This window comes from Paenibacillus cucumis (ex Kampfer et al. 2016) (assembly GCF_019748695.1).
In the GTDB taxonomy this organism is placed as follows: Bacteria; Bacillota; Bacilli; order Paenibacillales; family Paenibacillaceae; genus Paenibacillus; species Paenibacillus polysaccharolyticus.
Window position 1 is genome coordinate 32,705 of record NZ_JACLIC010000003.1, and the last position, 13,847, is coordinate 46,551.

The 13,847-nt window shown below is 44.9% G+C and carries 24 protein-coding genes; all 24 read left to right on the forward strand.

Translation table 11 applies throughout. The features are described 5' to 3' along the window. The first annotated feature begins 30 nt into the window (after positions 1-30). The 24 genes from rpsL (at position 31) to rpmD (ending at position 13,823) form a co-directional block, all read left to right on the forward strand. Positions 31-453 carry a 30S ribosomal protein S12 gene (rpsL, locus tag H7T88_RS01715; protein ID WP_017692070.1) on the forward strand — a complete coding sequence of 141 codons (423 nt, stop codon included), beginning with the start codon at positions 31-33 and terminating at the stop codon, positions 451-453. A gap of 87 nt (positions 454-540) precedes the next feature. After that, positions 541-1,011, forward strand: coding sequence for a 30S ribosomal protein S7 (rpsG, locus tag H7T88_RS01720; protein ID WP_056697679.1), 471 nt, complete (start codon positions 541-543; stop codon positions 1,009-1,011). A gap of 48 nt (positions 1,012-1,059) precedes the next feature. Next, on the forward strand, positions 1,060-3,138 hold the full coding sequence (gene fusA / locus H7T88_RS01725) for an elongation factor G (protein ID WP_154960498.1): 2,079 nt from the start codon (positions 1,060-1,062) through the stop codon (positions 3,136-3,138). Positions 3,139-3,232: 94 nt separating this feature from the next. Continuing rightward, the gene (gene tuf, locus H7T88_RS01730) at positions 3,233-4,423 is read left to right on the forward strand and encodes an elongation factor Tu (RefSeq protein ID WP_090924678.1); all 1,191 of its coding nucleotides are present in this window, start codon (positions 3,233-3,235) and stop codon (positions 4,421-4,423) included. A 433-nt stretch (positions 4,424-4,856) separates the two neighbouring features. Then, positions 4,857-5,165 (forward strand): 30S ribosomal protein S10, encoded by a 309-nt coding sequence (gene rpsJ, locus H7T88_RS01735; RefSeq protein WP_017692074.1) that lies wholly within the window; start codon positions 4,857-4,859, stop codon positions 5,163-5,165. 47 nt (positions 5,166-5,212) lie between these two features. Further along, positions 5,213-5,836 carry a 50S ribosomal protein L3 gene (gene rplC, locus H7T88_RS01740; protein WP_090924677.1) on the forward strand — a complete coding sequence of 208 codons (624 nt, stop codon included), beginning with the start codon at positions 5,213-5,215 and terminating at the stop codon, positions 5,834-5,836. 25 nt (positions 5,837-5,861) lie between these two features. Beyond that, on the forward strand, positions 5,862-6,485 hold the full coding sequence (gene rplD / locus H7T88_RS01745; RefSeq protein WP_090924676.1) for a 50S ribosomal protein L4: 624 nt from the start codon (positions 5,862-5,864) through the stop codon (positions 6,483-6,485). Beyond that, a complete protein-coding gene (rplW, locus tag H7T88_RS01750; protein WP_090924675.1) occupies positions 6,485-6,775 on the forward strand; it encodes a 50S ribosomal protein L23 in 291 nt (96 codons plus the stop codon). Before rplD ends, rplW begins: the two co-directional genes overlap by 1 nt. Before the next feature lie 31 nt (positions 6,776-6,806). After that, a complete protein-coding gene (gene rplB / locus H7T88_RS01755) occupies positions 6,807-7,637 on the forward strand; it encodes a 50S ribosomal protein L2 (RefSeq protein WP_076292169.1) in 831 nt (276 codons plus the stop codon). Between the two features lie 71 nt (positions 7,638-7,708). After that, positions 7,709-7,987 (forward strand): 30S ribosomal protein S19, encoded by a 279-nt coding sequence (rpsS, locus tag H7T88_RS01760; protein WP_056697694.1) that lies wholly within the window; start codon positions 7,709-7,711, stop codon positions 7,985-7,987. A 35-nt stretch (positions 7,988-8,022) separates the two neighbouring features. Continuing rightward, positions 8,023-8,355: a 50S ribosomal protein L22 gene (gene rplV / locus H7T88_RS01765; RefSeq protein ID WP_090924674.1), complete on the forward strand. Its 333-nt coding sequence runs from the start codon at positions 8,023-8,025 to the stop codon at positions 8,353-8,355. Positions 8,356-8,370: 15 nt separating this feature from the next. Continuing rightward, positions 8,371-9,036: a 30S ribosomal protein S3 gene (gene rpsC, locus H7T88_RS01770; protein WP_090924673.1), complete on the forward strand. Its 666-nt coding sequence runs from the start codon at positions 8,371-8,373 to the stop codon at positions 9,034-9,036. 2 nt (positions 9,037-9,038) lie between these two features. Next, positions 9,039-9,473 (forward strand): 50S ribosomal protein L16, encoded by a 435-nt coding sequence (rplP, locus tag H7T88_RS01775; protein ID WP_076292170.1) that lies wholly within the window; start codon positions 9,039-9,041, stop codon positions 9,471-9,473. Then, positions 9,463-9,660, forward strand: coding sequence for a 50S ribosomal protein L29 (gene rpmC, locus H7T88_RS01780; protein ID WP_017692083.1), 198 nt, complete (start codon positions 9,463-9,465; stop codon positions 9,658-9,660). Before rplP ends, rpmC begins: the two co-directional genes overlap by 11 nt. A gap of 48 nt (positions 9,661-9,708) precedes the next feature. Next, entirely contained in the window at positions 9,709-9,975 is a 267-nt protein-coding gene (gene rpsQ, locus H7T88_RS01785; protein ID WP_056697701.1) for a 30S ribosomal protein S17, read from the forward strand. Between the two features lie 36 nt (positions 9,976-10,011). Next, positions 10,012-10,380 carry a 50S ribosomal protein L14 gene (rplN, locus tag H7T88_RS01790; protein WP_024633579.1) on the forward strand — a complete coding sequence of 123 codons (369 nt, stop codon included), beginning with the start codon at positions 10,012-10,014 and terminating at the stop codon, positions 10,378-10,380. Positions 10,381-10,421: 41 nt separating this feature from the next. Further along, positions 10,422-10,775 carry a 50S ribosomal protein L24 gene (rplX, locus tag H7T88_RS01795; protein ID WP_090924672.1) on the forward strand — a complete coding sequence of 118 codons (354 nt, stop codon included), beginning with the start codon at positions 10,422-10,424 and terminating at the stop codon, positions 10,773-10,775. 32 nt (positions 10,776-10,807) lie between these two features. Further along, the gene (gene rplE, locus H7T88_RS01800) at positions 10,808-11,350 is read left to right on the forward strand and encodes a 50S ribosomal protein L5 (protein WP_090924671.1); all 543 of its coding nucleotides are present in this window, start codon (positions 10,808-10,810) and stop codon (positions 11,348-11,350) included. Positions 11,351-11,424: 74 nt separating this feature from the next. After that, positions 11,425-11,610: a type Z 30S ribosomal protein S14 gene (locus H7T88_RS01805; protein ID WP_013312154.1), complete on the forward strand. Its 186-nt coding sequence runs from the start codon at positions 11,425-11,427 to the stop codon at positions 11,608-11,610. 32 nt (positions 11,611-11,642) lie between these two features. After that, on the forward strand, positions 11,643-12,041 hold the full coding sequence (gene rpsH, locus H7T88_RS01810; RefSeq protein WP_090924670.1) for a 30S ribosomal protein S8: 399 nt from the start codon (positions 11,643-11,645) through the stop codon (positions 12,039-12,041). 30 nt (positions 12,042-12,071) lie between these two features. Further along, the gene (gene rplF, locus H7T88_RS01815; RefSeq protein WP_090924669.1) at positions 12,072-12,614 is read left to right on the forward strand and encodes a 50S ribosomal protein L6; all 543 of its coding nucleotides are present in this window, start codon (positions 12,072-12,074) and stop codon (positions 12,612-12,614) included. A gap of 117 nt (positions 12,615-12,731) precedes the next feature. Continuing rightward, positions 12,732-13,100 (forward strand): 50S ribosomal protein L18, encoded by a 369-nt coding sequence (gene rplR / locus H7T88_RS01820; protein WP_017692090.1) that lies wholly within the window; start codon positions 12,732-12,734, stop codon positions 13,098-13,100. Positions 13,101-13,127: 27 nt separating this feature from the next. Further along, complete coding sequence (gene rpsE / locus H7T88_RS01825) at positions 13,128-13,625, forward strand: 30S ribosomal protein S5 (protein ID WP_024633574.1); 498 nt, start codon at positions 13,128-13,130, stop codon at positions 13,623-13,625. A 12-nt stretch (positions 13,626-13,637) separates the two neighbouring features. Then, entirely contained in the window at positions 13,638-13,823 is a 186-nt protein-coding gene (rpmD, locus tag H7T88_RS01830) for a 50S ribosomal protein L30 (protein WP_090924668.1), read from the forward strand. Positions 13,824-13,847 lie beyond the last annotated feature (24 nt).

Below are 13,847 nucleotides of genomic sequence, written 5' to 3' on the forward strand. Positions count from 1 at the left end.
TGAATAATTGAGGAAGGGGGTGGCAATCACATGCCAACTATTAACCAACTGGTTCGTAAAGGACGTCAAGCAAAAGTTGAGAAGTCAAAATCACCAGCTTTGCAAAAAGGGTTCAACGCTTTGAAACGTGAATCCACTAACATCAGTGCCCCACAAAAACGTGGTGTCTGCACTCGTGTAGGTACAATGACTCCACGTAAACCGAACTCTGCACTTCGTAAATATGCCCGTGTTCGTTTGACGAACCGTCTCGAGGTAACTGCTTATATCCCGGGAATCGGACATAACCTTCAAGAGCACAGTGTGGTATTGATCCGCGGAGGTAAAGTAAAAGACCTTGCAGGGGTTCGTTATCACATCGTTCGTGGAGCTCTCGATACTGCAGGCGTGAACAACCGTATGCAAGCTCGTTCTAAATACGGTGCTAAACGTCCAAAAGCTAAAAAAGCCTAAATTACGATAAGCAGATTGCCTGAAAGCCTTCTGGCTTAGGTCTGGAAGGTGCAGGGACTGCTGAACAAGAAAGAAAGGGGGATATCCATGCCACGCAAAGGTCCAGTTACGAAAAGAGACGTGTTGCCAGATCCGGTATACAACTCCAAGTTGGTTACTCGTTTGATCAACCGCATCATGCTCGACGGAAAACGCGGTGTTGCTCAAAGCATTCTGTATAATGCGTTCAAGTTGATCCAAGAACGCACGGGTAATGACCCGATGGAAGTATTTGAGACAGCAATCAAAAATATCATGCCAGTCCTGGAAGTTAAAGCTCGCCGTGTCGGCGGTGCCAACTACCAAGTACCAATCGAGGTAAAACCAGAGAGACGTACTGCTTTGGGTTTACGTTGGCTCGTGAACTACTCCCGCAACCGCGGTGAGAAAACAATGGAAGAGCGTTTGGCGGCTGAGATCATCGACGCTTCCAACAACACAGGCGCTTCCGTTAAGAAACGTGAAGATACGCACAAAATGGCTGAAGCGAACAAAGCGTTTGCTCACTACCGTTGGTAGGATTCAGTTCACAAAAATAAACTTCAATTTTGAAGGGAGACCCATTTCATGGCTAGAGAGTTCTCCTTGAAAAATACACGTAATATCGGGATCATGGCTCATATTGATGCGGGTAAAACCACGACAACTGAGCGGATCTTGTTTTACACAGGACGTACGCACAAAATCGGTGAAGTTCACGAAGGCGCTGCGACAATGGACTGGATGGAACAGGAACAGGAGCGCGGAATTACGATTACTTCCGCTGCGACTACCGCTGCTTGGAAAGGTCACCGCGTAAATATCATTGATACCCCGGGACACGTTGACTTCACTGTTGAAGTTGAACGTTCCCTTCGTGTATTGGACGGAGCAGTAGGTGTATTCAGTGCGAAAGAAGGCGTTGAGCCTCAGTCTGAAACTGTATGGAGACAGGCTGACAAGTACGGCGTACCTCGTATCGCATATGTAAACAAAATGGATATCATCGGTGCTGACTTCTTGAACGTTGTATCTGACATGCGTGATCGCCTTCAAGCGAACGCTGTTGCGATTCAACTTCCAATCGGTGCTGAGAATGATTTCAAAGGTATCATTGATATCGTTGCTCAACGGGCTCATATGTATAAAGATGACCTGGGACAAGATATTGAAGAAACCGATATTCCTGCGGAATTCGTTGAGCAAGTTGAAGAACTTCGCAACGAATTGATTGAGCGTGTTGCAGAGCTTGATGAAGAACTTACAATGAAATATCTGGAAGGCGAAGAAATCACTATTGATGAGATTAAATCCGCTCTCCGTAAAGGTGTTGTAGATGTTAAGATCTTCCCAGTTATCTGTGGATCCTCATACCGTAACAAAGGTGTTCAACTGATGTTGGATGCTGTTATCGACTACTTGCCAGCTCCAGTTGACGTTCCAGCAATCAAGGGTCTCCTTGAGGATGGAACTGAAGCGGTTCGTAAGTCTTCCGATGAAGAGCCATTCTCTGCATTGGCTTTCAAAATCATGACTGACCCTTACGTTGGTAAATTGACATTCTTCCGCGTATACTCCGGTGTACTTCAATCCGGTTCTTATGTATTGAATGCAACTAAAAACAAACGTGAGCGTATCGGTCGTATCCTTCAAATGCACGCAAACAGCCGTCAAGAAATCACTGAAGTTTACTCCGGTGATATCGCAGCAGCTGTTGGTTTGAAAGATACAGGTACAGGTGATACACTATGTGATGAGAAACATCCGGTTATCCTGGAATCCATGAACTTCCCTGATCCGGTAATCGAAATCGCTGTTGAACCTAAAACCAAAGCTGACCAAGATAAAATGGGTGTGGCTCTCGGTAAGTTGACGGAAGAGGATCCAACTCTTCGCGCTCATACTGACGAAGAAACAGGTCAAACAATCTTGGCAGGTATGGGTGAGCTTCACCTTGATATCATCATCGACCGTATGCGTCGTGAGTTCAAGGTAGAAACTACTGTGGGTAAACCACAAGTAGCTTACCGCGAAACATTCCGTGCTCCAGCGCGCGTTGAAGGTAAATTCGTACGTCAATCCGGTGGTCGTGGTCAATACGGTCACGTATGGGTTGAATTCGAACCTCTCGAGCCGGGTACAGGCAGCCAGTTCGAAAGTAAGGTTGTCGGTGGTTCCGTACCAAGAGAATACATTCAACCTGCATTGTCAGGGATTGAAGAGCAAATGAAAAACGGCGTTATCGCAGGCTTCCCGCTTGTTGACGTTAAGGCTACTATCGTAGACGGATCTTACCATGATGTCGATTCCAACGAGATGGCATTTAAAATTGCCGGATCTATGGCGCTGAAAGCAGCGAAAGACAAATGTAGTCCAGTTCTGCTTGAGCCTATCATGAAAGTAGAAGTAACTGTTCCAGAAGAGTATATGGGTGACGTAATGGGTATGTTGAACTCCCGTCGTGGCCGCATTGAAGGTATGGATTCCCGTAGTGGAGCTCAAATCATCCGTGCTAAGGTACCTCTCTCTGAGATGTTTGGTTACTCTACAACTCTTCGTTCGGGTACTCAAGGACGCGGCGTGTTCTCAATGGAACTCTCCCACTATGAAGAAGTTCCTAAGAGCATCGCTGAAGAGATCGTTGCCAAAACAAAAGGCACCGAGTAGTTTTCTCACACTGAATGCTTGTGCTTGAAACCTGGTTTGAAGCACCGCATTCAGTGAAACATAAAATCATAAATTTTAAGGAGGCCACGTTCAAATGGCAAAGGCTAAATACGAACGTAATAAACCACACGTTAACATTGGTACTATTGGTCACGTCGATCATGGTAAAACAACTCTGACTGCTGCAATCACAACTGTATTGTCCAAAACTTACGGTGGTGCTGCTGTAGCATTCGACCAAATCGACAAAGCTCCAGAAGAGCGCGAGCGCGGTATCACTATCTCCACAGCACACGTTGAGTACGAAACTGACACTCGTCACTACGCTCACGTAGACTGCCCAGGTCACGCCGACTATGTTAAAAACATGATCACTGGCGCGGCACAAATGGACGGAGCTATCCTGGTAGTATCCGCAGCTGACGGCCCAATGCCACAAACTCGTGAGCACATCTTGCTCTCCCGTCAAGTAGGCGTACCTTACATTGTTGTTTTCTTGAACAAATGTGACATGGTTGAAGACGAAGAGTTGTTGGAACTGGTTGAGATGGAAGTTCGCGACCTTCTTAATGAATACGAGTTCCCAGGTGATGATACTCCAATCACTCGTGGATCCGCTCGTGAAGCTCTGCAAAACCCTGATGGTGAGTGGGCTCAAAAAATCGTTGAGATGTTCAAAGAAATCGACACTTACATCCCACTGCCTGAGCGTCAAACTGACAAGCCTTTCTTGATGCCTGTCGAGGACGTATTCTCCATCACTGGTCGTGGTACCGTTGCTACAGGTCGTGTAGAGCGTGGTACTGTTAAAGTCGGCGAAGAGATCGAGATCGTTGGTATCACTGAAGAAACTAAAAAATCCGTAGTTACGGGCGTTGAGATGTTCCGTAAATTGTTGGATTCCGCACAAGCGGGTGACAACATCGGTGCATTGTTGCGTGGTGTTGACCGTACTCAAATCGAGCGTGGTCAAGTACTTGCTAAACCAGCATCTGTTAAACCACACACAGAATTCACTGCTCAAATTTACGTTTTGACTAAAGAAGAGGGTGGCCGTCATAAGCCTTTCTTCACTGGATACCGTCCACAGTTCTACTTCCGTACAACTGACGTGACTGGTATCATCAACCTGCCAGAAGGTACTGAAATGGTAATGCCTGGTGACAACATCACGGTTACTGTTCAACTGATCTCTCCAATCGCGATCGAAGAAGGAACTAAGTTCTCTATTCGTGAAGGTGGACGTACAGTTGGTGCGGGTTCCGTAGCAACAATCCAAAAATAATTTGGCTCTTGCCAAATGAGTATAAGCAACAGTGTACTGGAACGAGTAACATTGTATTGTAACGAAGCTTCGGAAGAGTTCTTTATCCGACATCGGATAAAGAACTCTTTTATTATGTCAACGTTTCGGAACCTGCGTCATCTAAAATGAACAAGATTTATCTTATAGATTGATAGGTTAGGCAGCCTGGATATGAAGAAAAACATTGAGCTAAATTGAGTCGATTCTTTTGAAAAGATCAATTTAAATGTTTTTTTTAAATATGCTTGCAATATGCCCATCTTTTCTATATAATAATGAATGTTGTTCTTGTGACGTTGCGATGATGTGAGAGGTTACTGGCACACCCGGCCCCTTTGCCATGGGAGAGTGGCTAGAAAATTTTCACGGAGTATGTCCGATAAAAAATTGGGCGATAGAAGGAGGGACTAAAATGGCAAAGCAAAAAATTCGTATTCGTTTGAAAGCTTACGACCACAGAATTCTTGATCAATCCGCGGAGAAAATCGTTGAAACAGCAAAACGTTCGGGTGCAGGTGTATCCGGTCCGATTCCGCTTCCTACTGAAAAACAAATCATTACTATTCTTCGTGCGGTGCACAAGTATAAGGATTCTCGGGAGCAATTCGAACAACGCACTCATAAGCGTTTGATCGATATCGTTAACCCGACTCCACAAACTGTGGATGCCTTGATGCGCTTGGATCTACCGTCCGGTGTAGATATCGAAATTAAATTGTAATATATAGCAACAAACAAGACCACGTATAAAGGAAAAGAGGTGTCAACATGAAAGGTATCTTAGGAAAAAAACTTGGAATGACTCAAGTGTTTACCGCTGAAGGTAACGTAGTTCCAGTAACGGTTATCGAAGCAGGTCCTTGTGTTGTTTTACAAAAGAAAGATATTGAAAACGATGGCTACGAAGCAGTTCAAATCGGTTTTGCCGATAAGAAAGAGAAAAATGCTAACAAGCCAGAAGCAGGACACGCTAAAAAAGCGAATACTGCACCTAAGCGCTACGTTCGTGAGCTTCGCGGCATTAACATCGCGGAATATGAAGTTGGCCAAGAATTGAAAGCTGACATTTTCGCTGAAGGCGAGTTCGTTGACGTAACAGGTATTTCTAAAGGTAAAGGTTTTGCCGGCGTTATCAAACGTTGGGGACAAAGCACTGGACCTATGTCACACGGTTCGCGTTATCACCGTGGCCCAGGTTCGATGGGTTCGATCCAAGCTAACCGAGTTCCTAAAGGCAAACGCCTGCCAGGGCATATGGGACATGATACTGTTACAATTCAACGTCTTGAGGTTGTTAAAGTAGACGCTGAGCGTAATGTAATCCTCGTAAAAGGTTCTATTCCTGGACCGAAGAACAGCCTTGTAAGAGTCAAAGAAACGGTGAAAAAATAACCACTGAAGAAAGGAGGAACACAAAATGCCAAAAGTATCAGTTTACAATGTAGATGGTAGCCAAGTAGGTGAAGTTGAACTGAATGATGCGGTATTCGGTATTGAGCCGAATCAACACGTTCTGTACGATGCAGTTCTTATGCAACGCGCTTCTCTTCGTCAAGGTACCCACAAAGTAAAAGGACGTTCTGAAGTACGTGGCGGTGGACGTAAACCTTGGAAACAAAAAGGTACAGGTCGCGCTCGTCAAGGTTCGATTCGTTCTCCACAATGGAAAGGCGGCGGTATCGTATTTGGTCCGACACCACGGAGCTATGCGTACAAACTGCCTAAGAAAGTTCGCCGTCTGGCGATCAAGTCTGCTCTTTCATCCAAAGTGCAAGACAATGACATTATCGTTTTGGATGCTCTCGCGTTGAGCTCACCAAAAACAAAAGAGTTTGCAGCTATTTTGAACAATCTCAAAGTAGGTCGCAAAGCTTTGATTGTAGCTCCTAGCTATGATGATAATGTAGCTCTTTCTGCACGGAATATTCCGGGCGTGAAATTCGTAGCTGCTGATGGTATTAATGTTCTTGACGTGCTTTCGCACGACAAACTGATCATTACGAAAGAAGCAGTTCAGAAGGTAGAGGAGGTGCTCGCGTAATGAAAGATCCTCGTGATATTGTAAAACGTCCGATTATTACGGAACGTACTGCCGACATGATGAACGACTTGAAATATGTATTTGAAGTCGATATCCGTGCAAACAAAACCGAGATCAAAAAAGCGGTAGAAGCTATTTTCGGCGTAAAAGTGAAAAACGTGAACACACTTCGTGTTCCAGCTAAACCGAAACGGTACGGACGTTATTCCGGATATACAAGCGAATGGAAAAAAGCGTTTGTAACACTGACGCAAGACAGCAAATCGCTTGAGTTCTTTGAAACTGTATAATTGAAATCTTTGAAGTAAGGAGGGAAAACTAGTGCCAATCAAAAAGTATAAACCAACATCCCCGGCAAGACGGAACATGTCCGTTTCTACATTTGAGGAAATTACCACAGATAAGCCGGAGAAATCGTTGTTGGCCCCATTGAGCAAACAAGCAGGCCGCAACAACCAAGGTAAAATTACAGTTCGTCACCACGGTGGTGGACACAAACGTAAATACCGTATCATCGACTTCAAACGTACTAAAGATGGAATACCGGGCCGCGTTGCTACAATCGAGTATGACCCGAACCGTACTTCCAACATTGCATTGATTCACTATGCTGATGGTGAGAAACGTTACATCATCGCTCCTAAAGGTCTGAAAGTTGGAGATCAAGTATTCTCTGGTCCTGACGCAGATATCAAAATTGGTAACGCACTGCCGCTTGAAAACATTCCAGTAGGTACCGTTATCCACAACATCGAGTTGAAACCAGGTAAAGGCGGACAATTGGTTCGTGCAGCTGGTACAGAAGCTCAATTGCTTGGTAAAGAAGAAAAATACGTTTCCGTTCGTCTCTCTTCCGGAGAAGTTCGTCGTATTTTGAAAGTTTGCCGCGCAACAATCGGATCCGTTGGTAACCAAGACCACGAGCTTATCAAAATCGGTAAAGCCGGTCGTAGCCGTTGGTTGGGTCAACGTCCTGAGGTTCGTGGTGTGGTAATGAACCCTAACGATCACCCTCACGGTGGTGGTGAAGGTCGTGCTCCAATCGGACGTAAATCGCCAATGTCACCATGGGGTAAACCTACTCTTGGTTACAAAACGCGTAAGAAAAATAAAGCTTCTGATAAATACATCATCCGTCGCCGCACGAAGTAATACACACTGTGCATAACTTCGTGAGGCATCTACGGATGCATAAAAGCTATGTTTGAAGGGAGGATCTCCACATGAGTCGCAGTTTGAAAAAAGGGCCATTCATTGATGGCTACATGCTCAAGAAGGTAGAAGAGATGGAAGCATCAGGCAAGAAGAACGTTATCAAAACCTGGTCCCGTCGCTCTACAATTTTCCCACAATTCATCGGACACACATTTGGCGTTTACGACGGTCGTAAACACGTGCCAGTGTATGTAACTGAGGACATGGTTGGACACAAACTGGGTGAGTTCGCTCCAACCCGTACGTACAAAGGCCATACTGATGATGACAAGAAAACAAGAAGATAAATGAACATCTCTAATGTTTGAGAGGAGGTTACACAATGGAAGCAAAAGCACATGCTAAGTTTATCCGGATTGCTCCTCGTAAAGTTCAACTCGTTGTTGACTTGATTCGCGGCAAGCAAGTAGGTGAGGCGGTTGCCATTCTCCGTCACACTCCGAAATCCGCTTCTCCAGTTGTTGAGAAGTTGCTTAACTCCGCTATTGCGAATGCGGAACATAATTATTCTTTGGATGTTAATAACTTGGTGATCTCGCAAGCTTACGTAAACCAAGGACCAACGATGAAACGTTTCCGCCCTCGTGCAATGGGACGTGCAAGTCGTATTAACAAACGTACTAGCCACATTACTTTGGTGGTATCTGAAAAGTAGAAGGAGGGAAAACGTGTGGGCCAAAAGGTAAATCCAGTCGGACTTCGTGTCGGAGTTATCCGTGACTGGGAATCTAAGTGGTATGCAGGCAAAGACTTCGGCGATCTTTTGATGGAAGACGTGAAAATTCGTGAATTCCTGAAAAATAAATTGAAAGACTCCGCTATGTCTCGTGTTGAGATCGAGAGAGCGGCTAACCGTGTTAACGTAACGATTCACACAGCGAAACCAGGTATGGTAATCGGTAAAGGTGGATCTGAAGTTGAGAATCTTCGTAACCAAATTACGAAAATTGCTGGCGGTAAAAAAGTACACATCAACATCTCTGAAATTAAGAACCAAGACCTGGACGCGATCCTGGTAGCAGAAAGCATTGCACAACAATTGGAACGTCGTGTTTCTTTCCGTCGTGCTCTGAAACAAGCTATTCAAAGAACTATGCGCTCTGGTGCTAAAGGTATTAAAACTCAAGTAGGCGGACGTCTTGGCGGTGCTGAGATTGCACGTTCTGAAGGCTACAGCGAAGGAACTGTTCCACTGCACACACTGCGTGCTGACATTGACTATGGTACTGCAGAGGCTCATACTACTTACGGACGTATCGGCGTAAAAGTATGGATCTATCGTGGAGAGGTTCTTCCTACGGCTAAGAAACAAGCTGCTAAGGAAGGAGGCAACTAATCATGTTGGTACCAAAACGTGTAAAACACCGTAAGCAACAACGTGGACATATGAAAGGCCAAGCAAAAGGCGGAACTACGCTGAACTTTGGCGAATATGGTCTGCAAGCTACGGAACCGGCTTGGATTACGAACCGTCAAATCGAAGCGGCTCGTATTGCGATGACTCGTTACATCAAACGTGGTGGTAAAGTCTGGATTAAAATTTTCCCTGACAAACCAATCACTCAAAAGCCTCTCGAGGTTCGGATGGGTAGCGGTAAAGGTAACGTAGAAAAATGGGTTGCAGTAGTGAAACCAGGTAAGATCATGTTTGAACTTGCTGGTGTACCGGAGGATATTGCACGCGAAGCGATGCGTCTTGCCGCTCACAAACTGCCAATCAAAACGAAGTTCGTGAAACGTGAAGAATTGGGTGGTGAAGCAAATGAAAGCTAGTGAATTTCGCAACCTAACCTCTGCTGAAATCGAGCAAAAGATTGCCGGATTTAAAGAAGAACTCTTTAACCTCCGCTTTCAACTTGCTACCGGTCAGCTGGATAACCCGACTCGTATCCGTGATGTGCGTAAAGAAATAGCTCGTGCTAAAACGATCATCCGTGAAAGAGAATTGGGAATCGGTTAATTAGAGGTCGGATATACATTCCGTCCGTAATCAGGAAGGAGGCCAACAATGAGCGAAGAACGTAATGCACGTAAAGTTCAAACTGGTAAAGTTGTCAGTGATAAAATGGACAAAACGATTGTTGTTGCTGTAGAAACCTACAAAAACCACAAATTGTATCATAAACGCATTAAAGTTACTAAAAAGTTCAAAGCGCATGACGAAGAAAACACTGCGAAAATCGGTGACACGGTGAAAATCATGGAGACTCGTCCGCTTTCGAAAGATAAACGCTGGAGACTTACTGAAGTCGTTGAAAAAGCGGTTATCATCTAATTGCATGATCAGCATAGCTGGAAGGAGGAATACTAAATGATTCAACCATTTACACGTTTGACTGTAGCCGACAACTCCGGTGCGAAGGAACTGATGTGTATCCGCGTACTCGGCGGTACGGGACGTCGTACAGCTCAAATCGGTGATCTGATCGTTTGTTCTGTAAAACAAGCAACACCAGGCGGCGTTGTCAAAAAAGGTGATGTAGTTAGAGCGGTTGTCGTTCGTACGAAGCGTTCTGTACGTCGTAAAGACGGTTCCTACATCGGTTTTGATGAAAATGCAGCTGTTGTTGTAAAAGACGACAGAAGCCCACGTGGAACACGTATTTTCGGACCTGTTGCTCGTGAACTTCGCGAGAAAGATTTCATGAAAATCGTTTCCTTGGCCCCAGAGGTTATCTAATAGATTAAGCTCGTGATGTTTAGAAACAGGAGGTGTACGAAATGCCAAGAGTGAAAAAAGTTCTGGAATCCCATAACAACAAACTTCACGTTAAAAAGGAAGATACGGTTATGGTGATCAGCGGTAAAGACAAAGGTAAAAAAGGCCGTGTCATCGCTGCTTATCCTCGTGAAAACCGCGTCCTTGTGGAAGGTGTTAACATGGTGAAAAAACACCAGAAGCCTAACCAGCAAAACCCGCAAGGCGGCATTATCGAGAAGGAAGCTCCGATTCACGTTTCCAACGTGATGCACATCGATCCGAAGAGCGGAAAAGTAACCCGTATCGGTTACAAAGTTTTGGATAACGGTAAAAAAGTGCGCGTTGCAAAACGTTCCGGAGAAATTATCGACTAATTGAACCGAATGAGAAAGGAGGGCTATGATTCATGGCATCAAGAATGAAAGAACGTTACCTGCAAGAAATCGCTCCTGCTTTGATGCAGAAGTTTAACTATACAACGGTAATGCAAGTGCCGAAAATCGAGAAAATCGTTATCAACATGGGTGTGGGCGACGCTGTCCAAAACTCCAAAGTGTTGGATTCCGCAGTAAACGATTTGCAACTGATCGCAGGTCAAAAACCTGTAATCACTCGTGCGAAAAAATCAATCGCAGGATTCAAACTGCGTGAGAACATGCCTATCGGTGTGAAAGTAACATTGCGCGGCGAGCGTATGTACTACTTCCTCGATAAATTGTTCAACGTAACACTTCCACGTGTACGTGACTTCCGCGGTGTATCGAGCAAAGCGTTCGATGGTCGTGGTAACTACACTCTGGGTCTGAAAGAGCAATTGATCTTCCCAGAGATCGAGTATGATAAAGTAGACAAAGTCCGCGGTATGGATATTGTCATCGTAACAACGGCGAAAACAGACGAAGAGTCCCGTGAATTGCTTACGCAAATGGGAATGCCTTTCGTTAAATAATGTTGGCATAAACGTTCCGGGTGTCTGGAAAGACTCCCTTTTCTCCGAAATTATTTAGGAGGTGTCAGGCTAAAGTGGCAAAAACTTCGATGAAAGTTAAACAACAACGTACACCAAAGTTTAAAGTACGTGCTTATACACGCTGCGAGCGTTGTGGTCGTCCACATTCGGTACTGCAAAAGTTCAAAATTTGCAGAATTTGCTTCCGTGAATTAGCTTATAAAGGCCAGATCCCTGGCGTGAAAAAAGCAAGCTGGTAAAAAGTCCTGAACGGGAAGGAGGTTAACTCACAATGACTATGTCTGATCCAATTGCAGATATGCTTACTCGTATTCGTAACGCGAACACAGTTCGTCACGAAACGGTAGAAATGCCTGCTTCGACAATGAAAAAACAAATCGCCGATATCCTGAAGCGTGAAGGTTTCATCCGTGACGCTGAATATATCGAAGATAACAAACAAGGGATTATCCGTGTTTTCTTGAAATACGGTCAAAATAACGAGCGCGTTATCACTGGTCTGAAAAGAATCAGTAAACCAGGTCTTCGTGTTTACACGAAAAGCAATGAAGTACCTCGCGTACTTGGCGGCCTTGGAATCGCGATTATCTCGACATCCAAAGGTGTTATGACGGACAAAGAAGCTCGTCAATCGAAATCCGGCGGAGAAGTCGTCTGCTACGTTTGGTAATATAACGTCACAAGATAGGAGGTGCAACATATGTCTCGTATTGGTCGCAAACCAATTACAGTACCAAGTGGTGTAGACATCACTTTGGACAATACCGTTATCACGGTAAAAGGACCTAAAGGAACTTTGACTCGTGAACTTCACAAAGACATGAAGGTTACAGTTGAAAACAACGAAATTACAGTTGTGCGTCCTTCCGATAACAAAACTCACCGTTCTTTACACGGCACAACACGTAGCGTTGTCAGCAACATGGTGAGTGGCGTAACTGAAGGATTCGCTAAATCTCTGGAGTTGGTTGGGGTCGGATATCGTGCAAGCAAATCCGGAGATAAAATCGTTCTGAACGTTGGTTACTCTCACCCGGTTGAAATCACACCGGAAGCGGGAATCGAATTCGAAGTACCTTCGAATACGAAAATCATTGTTCGCGGTATCGATAAAGAGCGCGTAGGTGCTTACGCCGCTAAAATTCGTTCCGTTCGTGAACCTGAGCCGTACAAAGGTAAAGGTATTAAATATGAAGGCGAGCGTATCATCCGTAAGGAAGGTAAAGCCGGTAAGAAGAAATAAGATTTCTCTTACCGCCTTTTCGCGGCTTTCGGCTTGCTTGCTTCGTGTGTTTCTAATATACCCCGTGGCTTCTGCTTTGAAGCCAGCGAGGTAACCTGAAAGGAGTGAATCCCTGAGATGATTACGAAACCAGATAAAAACAAGGCTCGTCTGAAAAGACACCTTCGTGTTCGTAAGAAAATCCAAGGAACGGCTGCACGTCCTCGTTTGAACGTTTTCCGTTCTGGTAAACATATGTACGCTCAAATCATCGATGATGTAGCTGGTGTAACAATCGCTTCCGCGTCTACTGTAGACAAAGAATTGAGCACTGACATCAAAAATGGTGCATCTGTTGAATCTGCTCGTAAAGTTGGCGAACTCGTTGCTAAACGTGCAAAAGATAAAGGTGTTTCCAATATCGTATTTGACCGTAGCGGATATCTGTATCATGGTCGTATCGCAGCATTGGCTGAAGCGGCTCGTGAAGCAGGACTTGAGTTTTAAGATATTTTTCAAAAGGAGGTTAACGACTTGCGTGTAGATCCGAATACTTTGGAACTGTCTGAAAGAGTAGTAAACATTAATCGCGTAGCTAAAGTAGTAAAAGGCGGACGCCGTTTCAGCTTTAGCGCACTGGTTGTAGTCGGCGACGGCAACGGCTGGGTTGGAGCGGGTATCGGTAAAGCGGGCGAAGTACCTGATGCAATTCGCAAAGGTATTGAAGATGCTAAGAAAAACCTTGTACACGTTCCACTCGTAGGAACTTCGATTCCTCACTTGGTAACAGGTAAGTTCGGCGCAGGACGCGTTCTGTTGAAACCAGCATCTGAAGGTACTGGTGTTATCGCTGGTGGTCCTGTACGTGCGGTTCTCGAACTTGCTGGTGTAGGTGACATTTTGACAAAATCTCTGGGTTCTTCGAATTCCATGAACATGGTCAATGCGACTTTGGAAGGTTTGTCCCGTTTGAAGCGTGCTGAAGACGTGGCTAAACTGCGCGGAAAATCCGTCGAAGAGCTTCTGGGTTAGGAGGGAATTCTCATGGCTAAATTAGAAATTACCCTCGTCCGTAGCTTGATCGGACGTCCGGAGACGCAAAGAACAACTGTGAAAACATTGGGATTGCGCAAAATCAACAGCAAAGTGATCCAAAACGATAATCCTGCCATCCGTGGTATGATTAACAAAGTAAGTCACTTGGTAGCTGTAAAAGAAGTAGAAGCTTAATATACGGGTATACACCCACAAATC

What these genes read in the sequence shown, in the direction of transcription:
- rplE (WP_090924671.1), top strand. Translation starts at nt 10,808, where the DNA reads ATGGCATCAAGAATGAAAGAACGTTACCTGCAAGAAATCGCTCCTGCT.
- rpmD (WP_090924668.1), top strand. Translation starts at nt 13,638, where the DNA reads ATGGCTAAATTAGAAATTACCCTCGTCCGTAGCTTGATCGGACGTCCG.
- rpsS (WP_056697694.1), top strand. Translation starts at nt 7,709, where the DNA reads ATGAGTCGCAGTTTGAAAAAAGGGCCATTCATTGATGGCTACATGCTC.
- rplR (WP_017692090.1), top strand. Translation starts at nt 12,732, where the DNA reads ATGATTACGAAACCAGATAAAAACAAGGCTCGTCTGAAAAGACACCTT.
- tuf (WP_090924678.1), top strand. Translation starts at nt 3,233, where the DNA reads ATGGCAAAGGCTAAATACGAACGTAATAAACCACACGTTAACATTGGT.
- rplV (WP_090924674.1), top strand. Translation starts at nt 8,023, where the DNA reads ATGGAAGCAAAAGCACATGCTAAGTTTATCCGGATTGCTCCTCGTAAA.
- rplX (WP_090924672.1), top strand. Translation starts at nt 10,422, where the DNA reads ATGCCAAGAGTGAAAAAAGTTCTGGAATCCCATAACAACAAACTTCAC.
- rplW (WP_090924675.1), top strand. Translation starts at nt 6,485, where the DNA reads ATGAAAGATCCTCGTGATATTGTAAAACGTCCGATTATTACGGAACGT.
- rpsG (WP_056697679.1), top strand. Translation starts at nt 541, where the DNA reads ATGCCACGCAAAGGTCCAGTTACGAAAAGAGACGTGTTGCCAGATCCG.
- rpsJ (WP_017692074.1), top strand. Translation starts at nt 4,857, where the DNA reads ATGGCAAAGCAAAAAATTCGTATTCGTTTGAAAGCTTACGACCACAGA.
- rpsH (WP_090924670.1), top strand. Translation starts at nt 11,643, where the DNA reads ATGACTATGTCTGATCCAATTGCAGATATGCTTACTCGTATTCGTAAC.
- rplN (WP_024633579.1), top strand. Translation starts at nt 10,012, where the DNA reads ATGATTCAACCATTTACACGTTTGACTGTAGCCGACAACTCCGGTGCG.
- rpmC (WP_017692083.1), top strand. Translation starts at nt 9,463, where the DNA reads ATGAAAGCTAGTGAATTTCGCAACCTAACCTCTGCTGAAATCGAGCAA.
- rplD (WP_090924676.1), top strand. Translation starts at nt 5,862, where the DNA reads ATGCCAAAAGTATCAGTTTACAATGTAGATGGTAGCCAAGTAGGTGAA.
- rpsL (WP_017692070.1), top strand. Translation starts at nt 31, where the DNA reads ATGCCAACTATTAACCAACTGGTTCGTAAAGGACGTCAAGCAAAAGTT.
- rplF (WP_090924669.1), top strand. Translation starts at nt 12,072, where the DNA reads ATGTCTCGTATTGGTCGCAAACCAATTACAGTACCAAGTGGTGTAGAC.
- rplP (WP_076292170.1), top strand. Translation starts at nt 9,039, where the DNA reads ATGTTGGTACCAAAACGTGTAAAACACCGTAAGCAACAACGTGGACAT.
- rplC (WP_090924677.1), top strand. Translation starts at nt 5,213, where the DNA reads ATGAAAGGTATCTTAGGAAAAAAACTTGGAATGACTCAAGTGTTTACC.
- rpsQ (WP_056697701.1), top strand. Translation starts at nt 9,709, where the DNA reads ATGAGCGAAGAACGTAATGCACGTAAAGTTCAAACTGGTAAAGTTGTC.
- fusA (WP_154960498.1), top strand. Translation starts at nt 1,060, where the DNA reads ATGGCTAGAGAGTTCTCCTTGAAAAATACACGTAATATCGGGATCATG.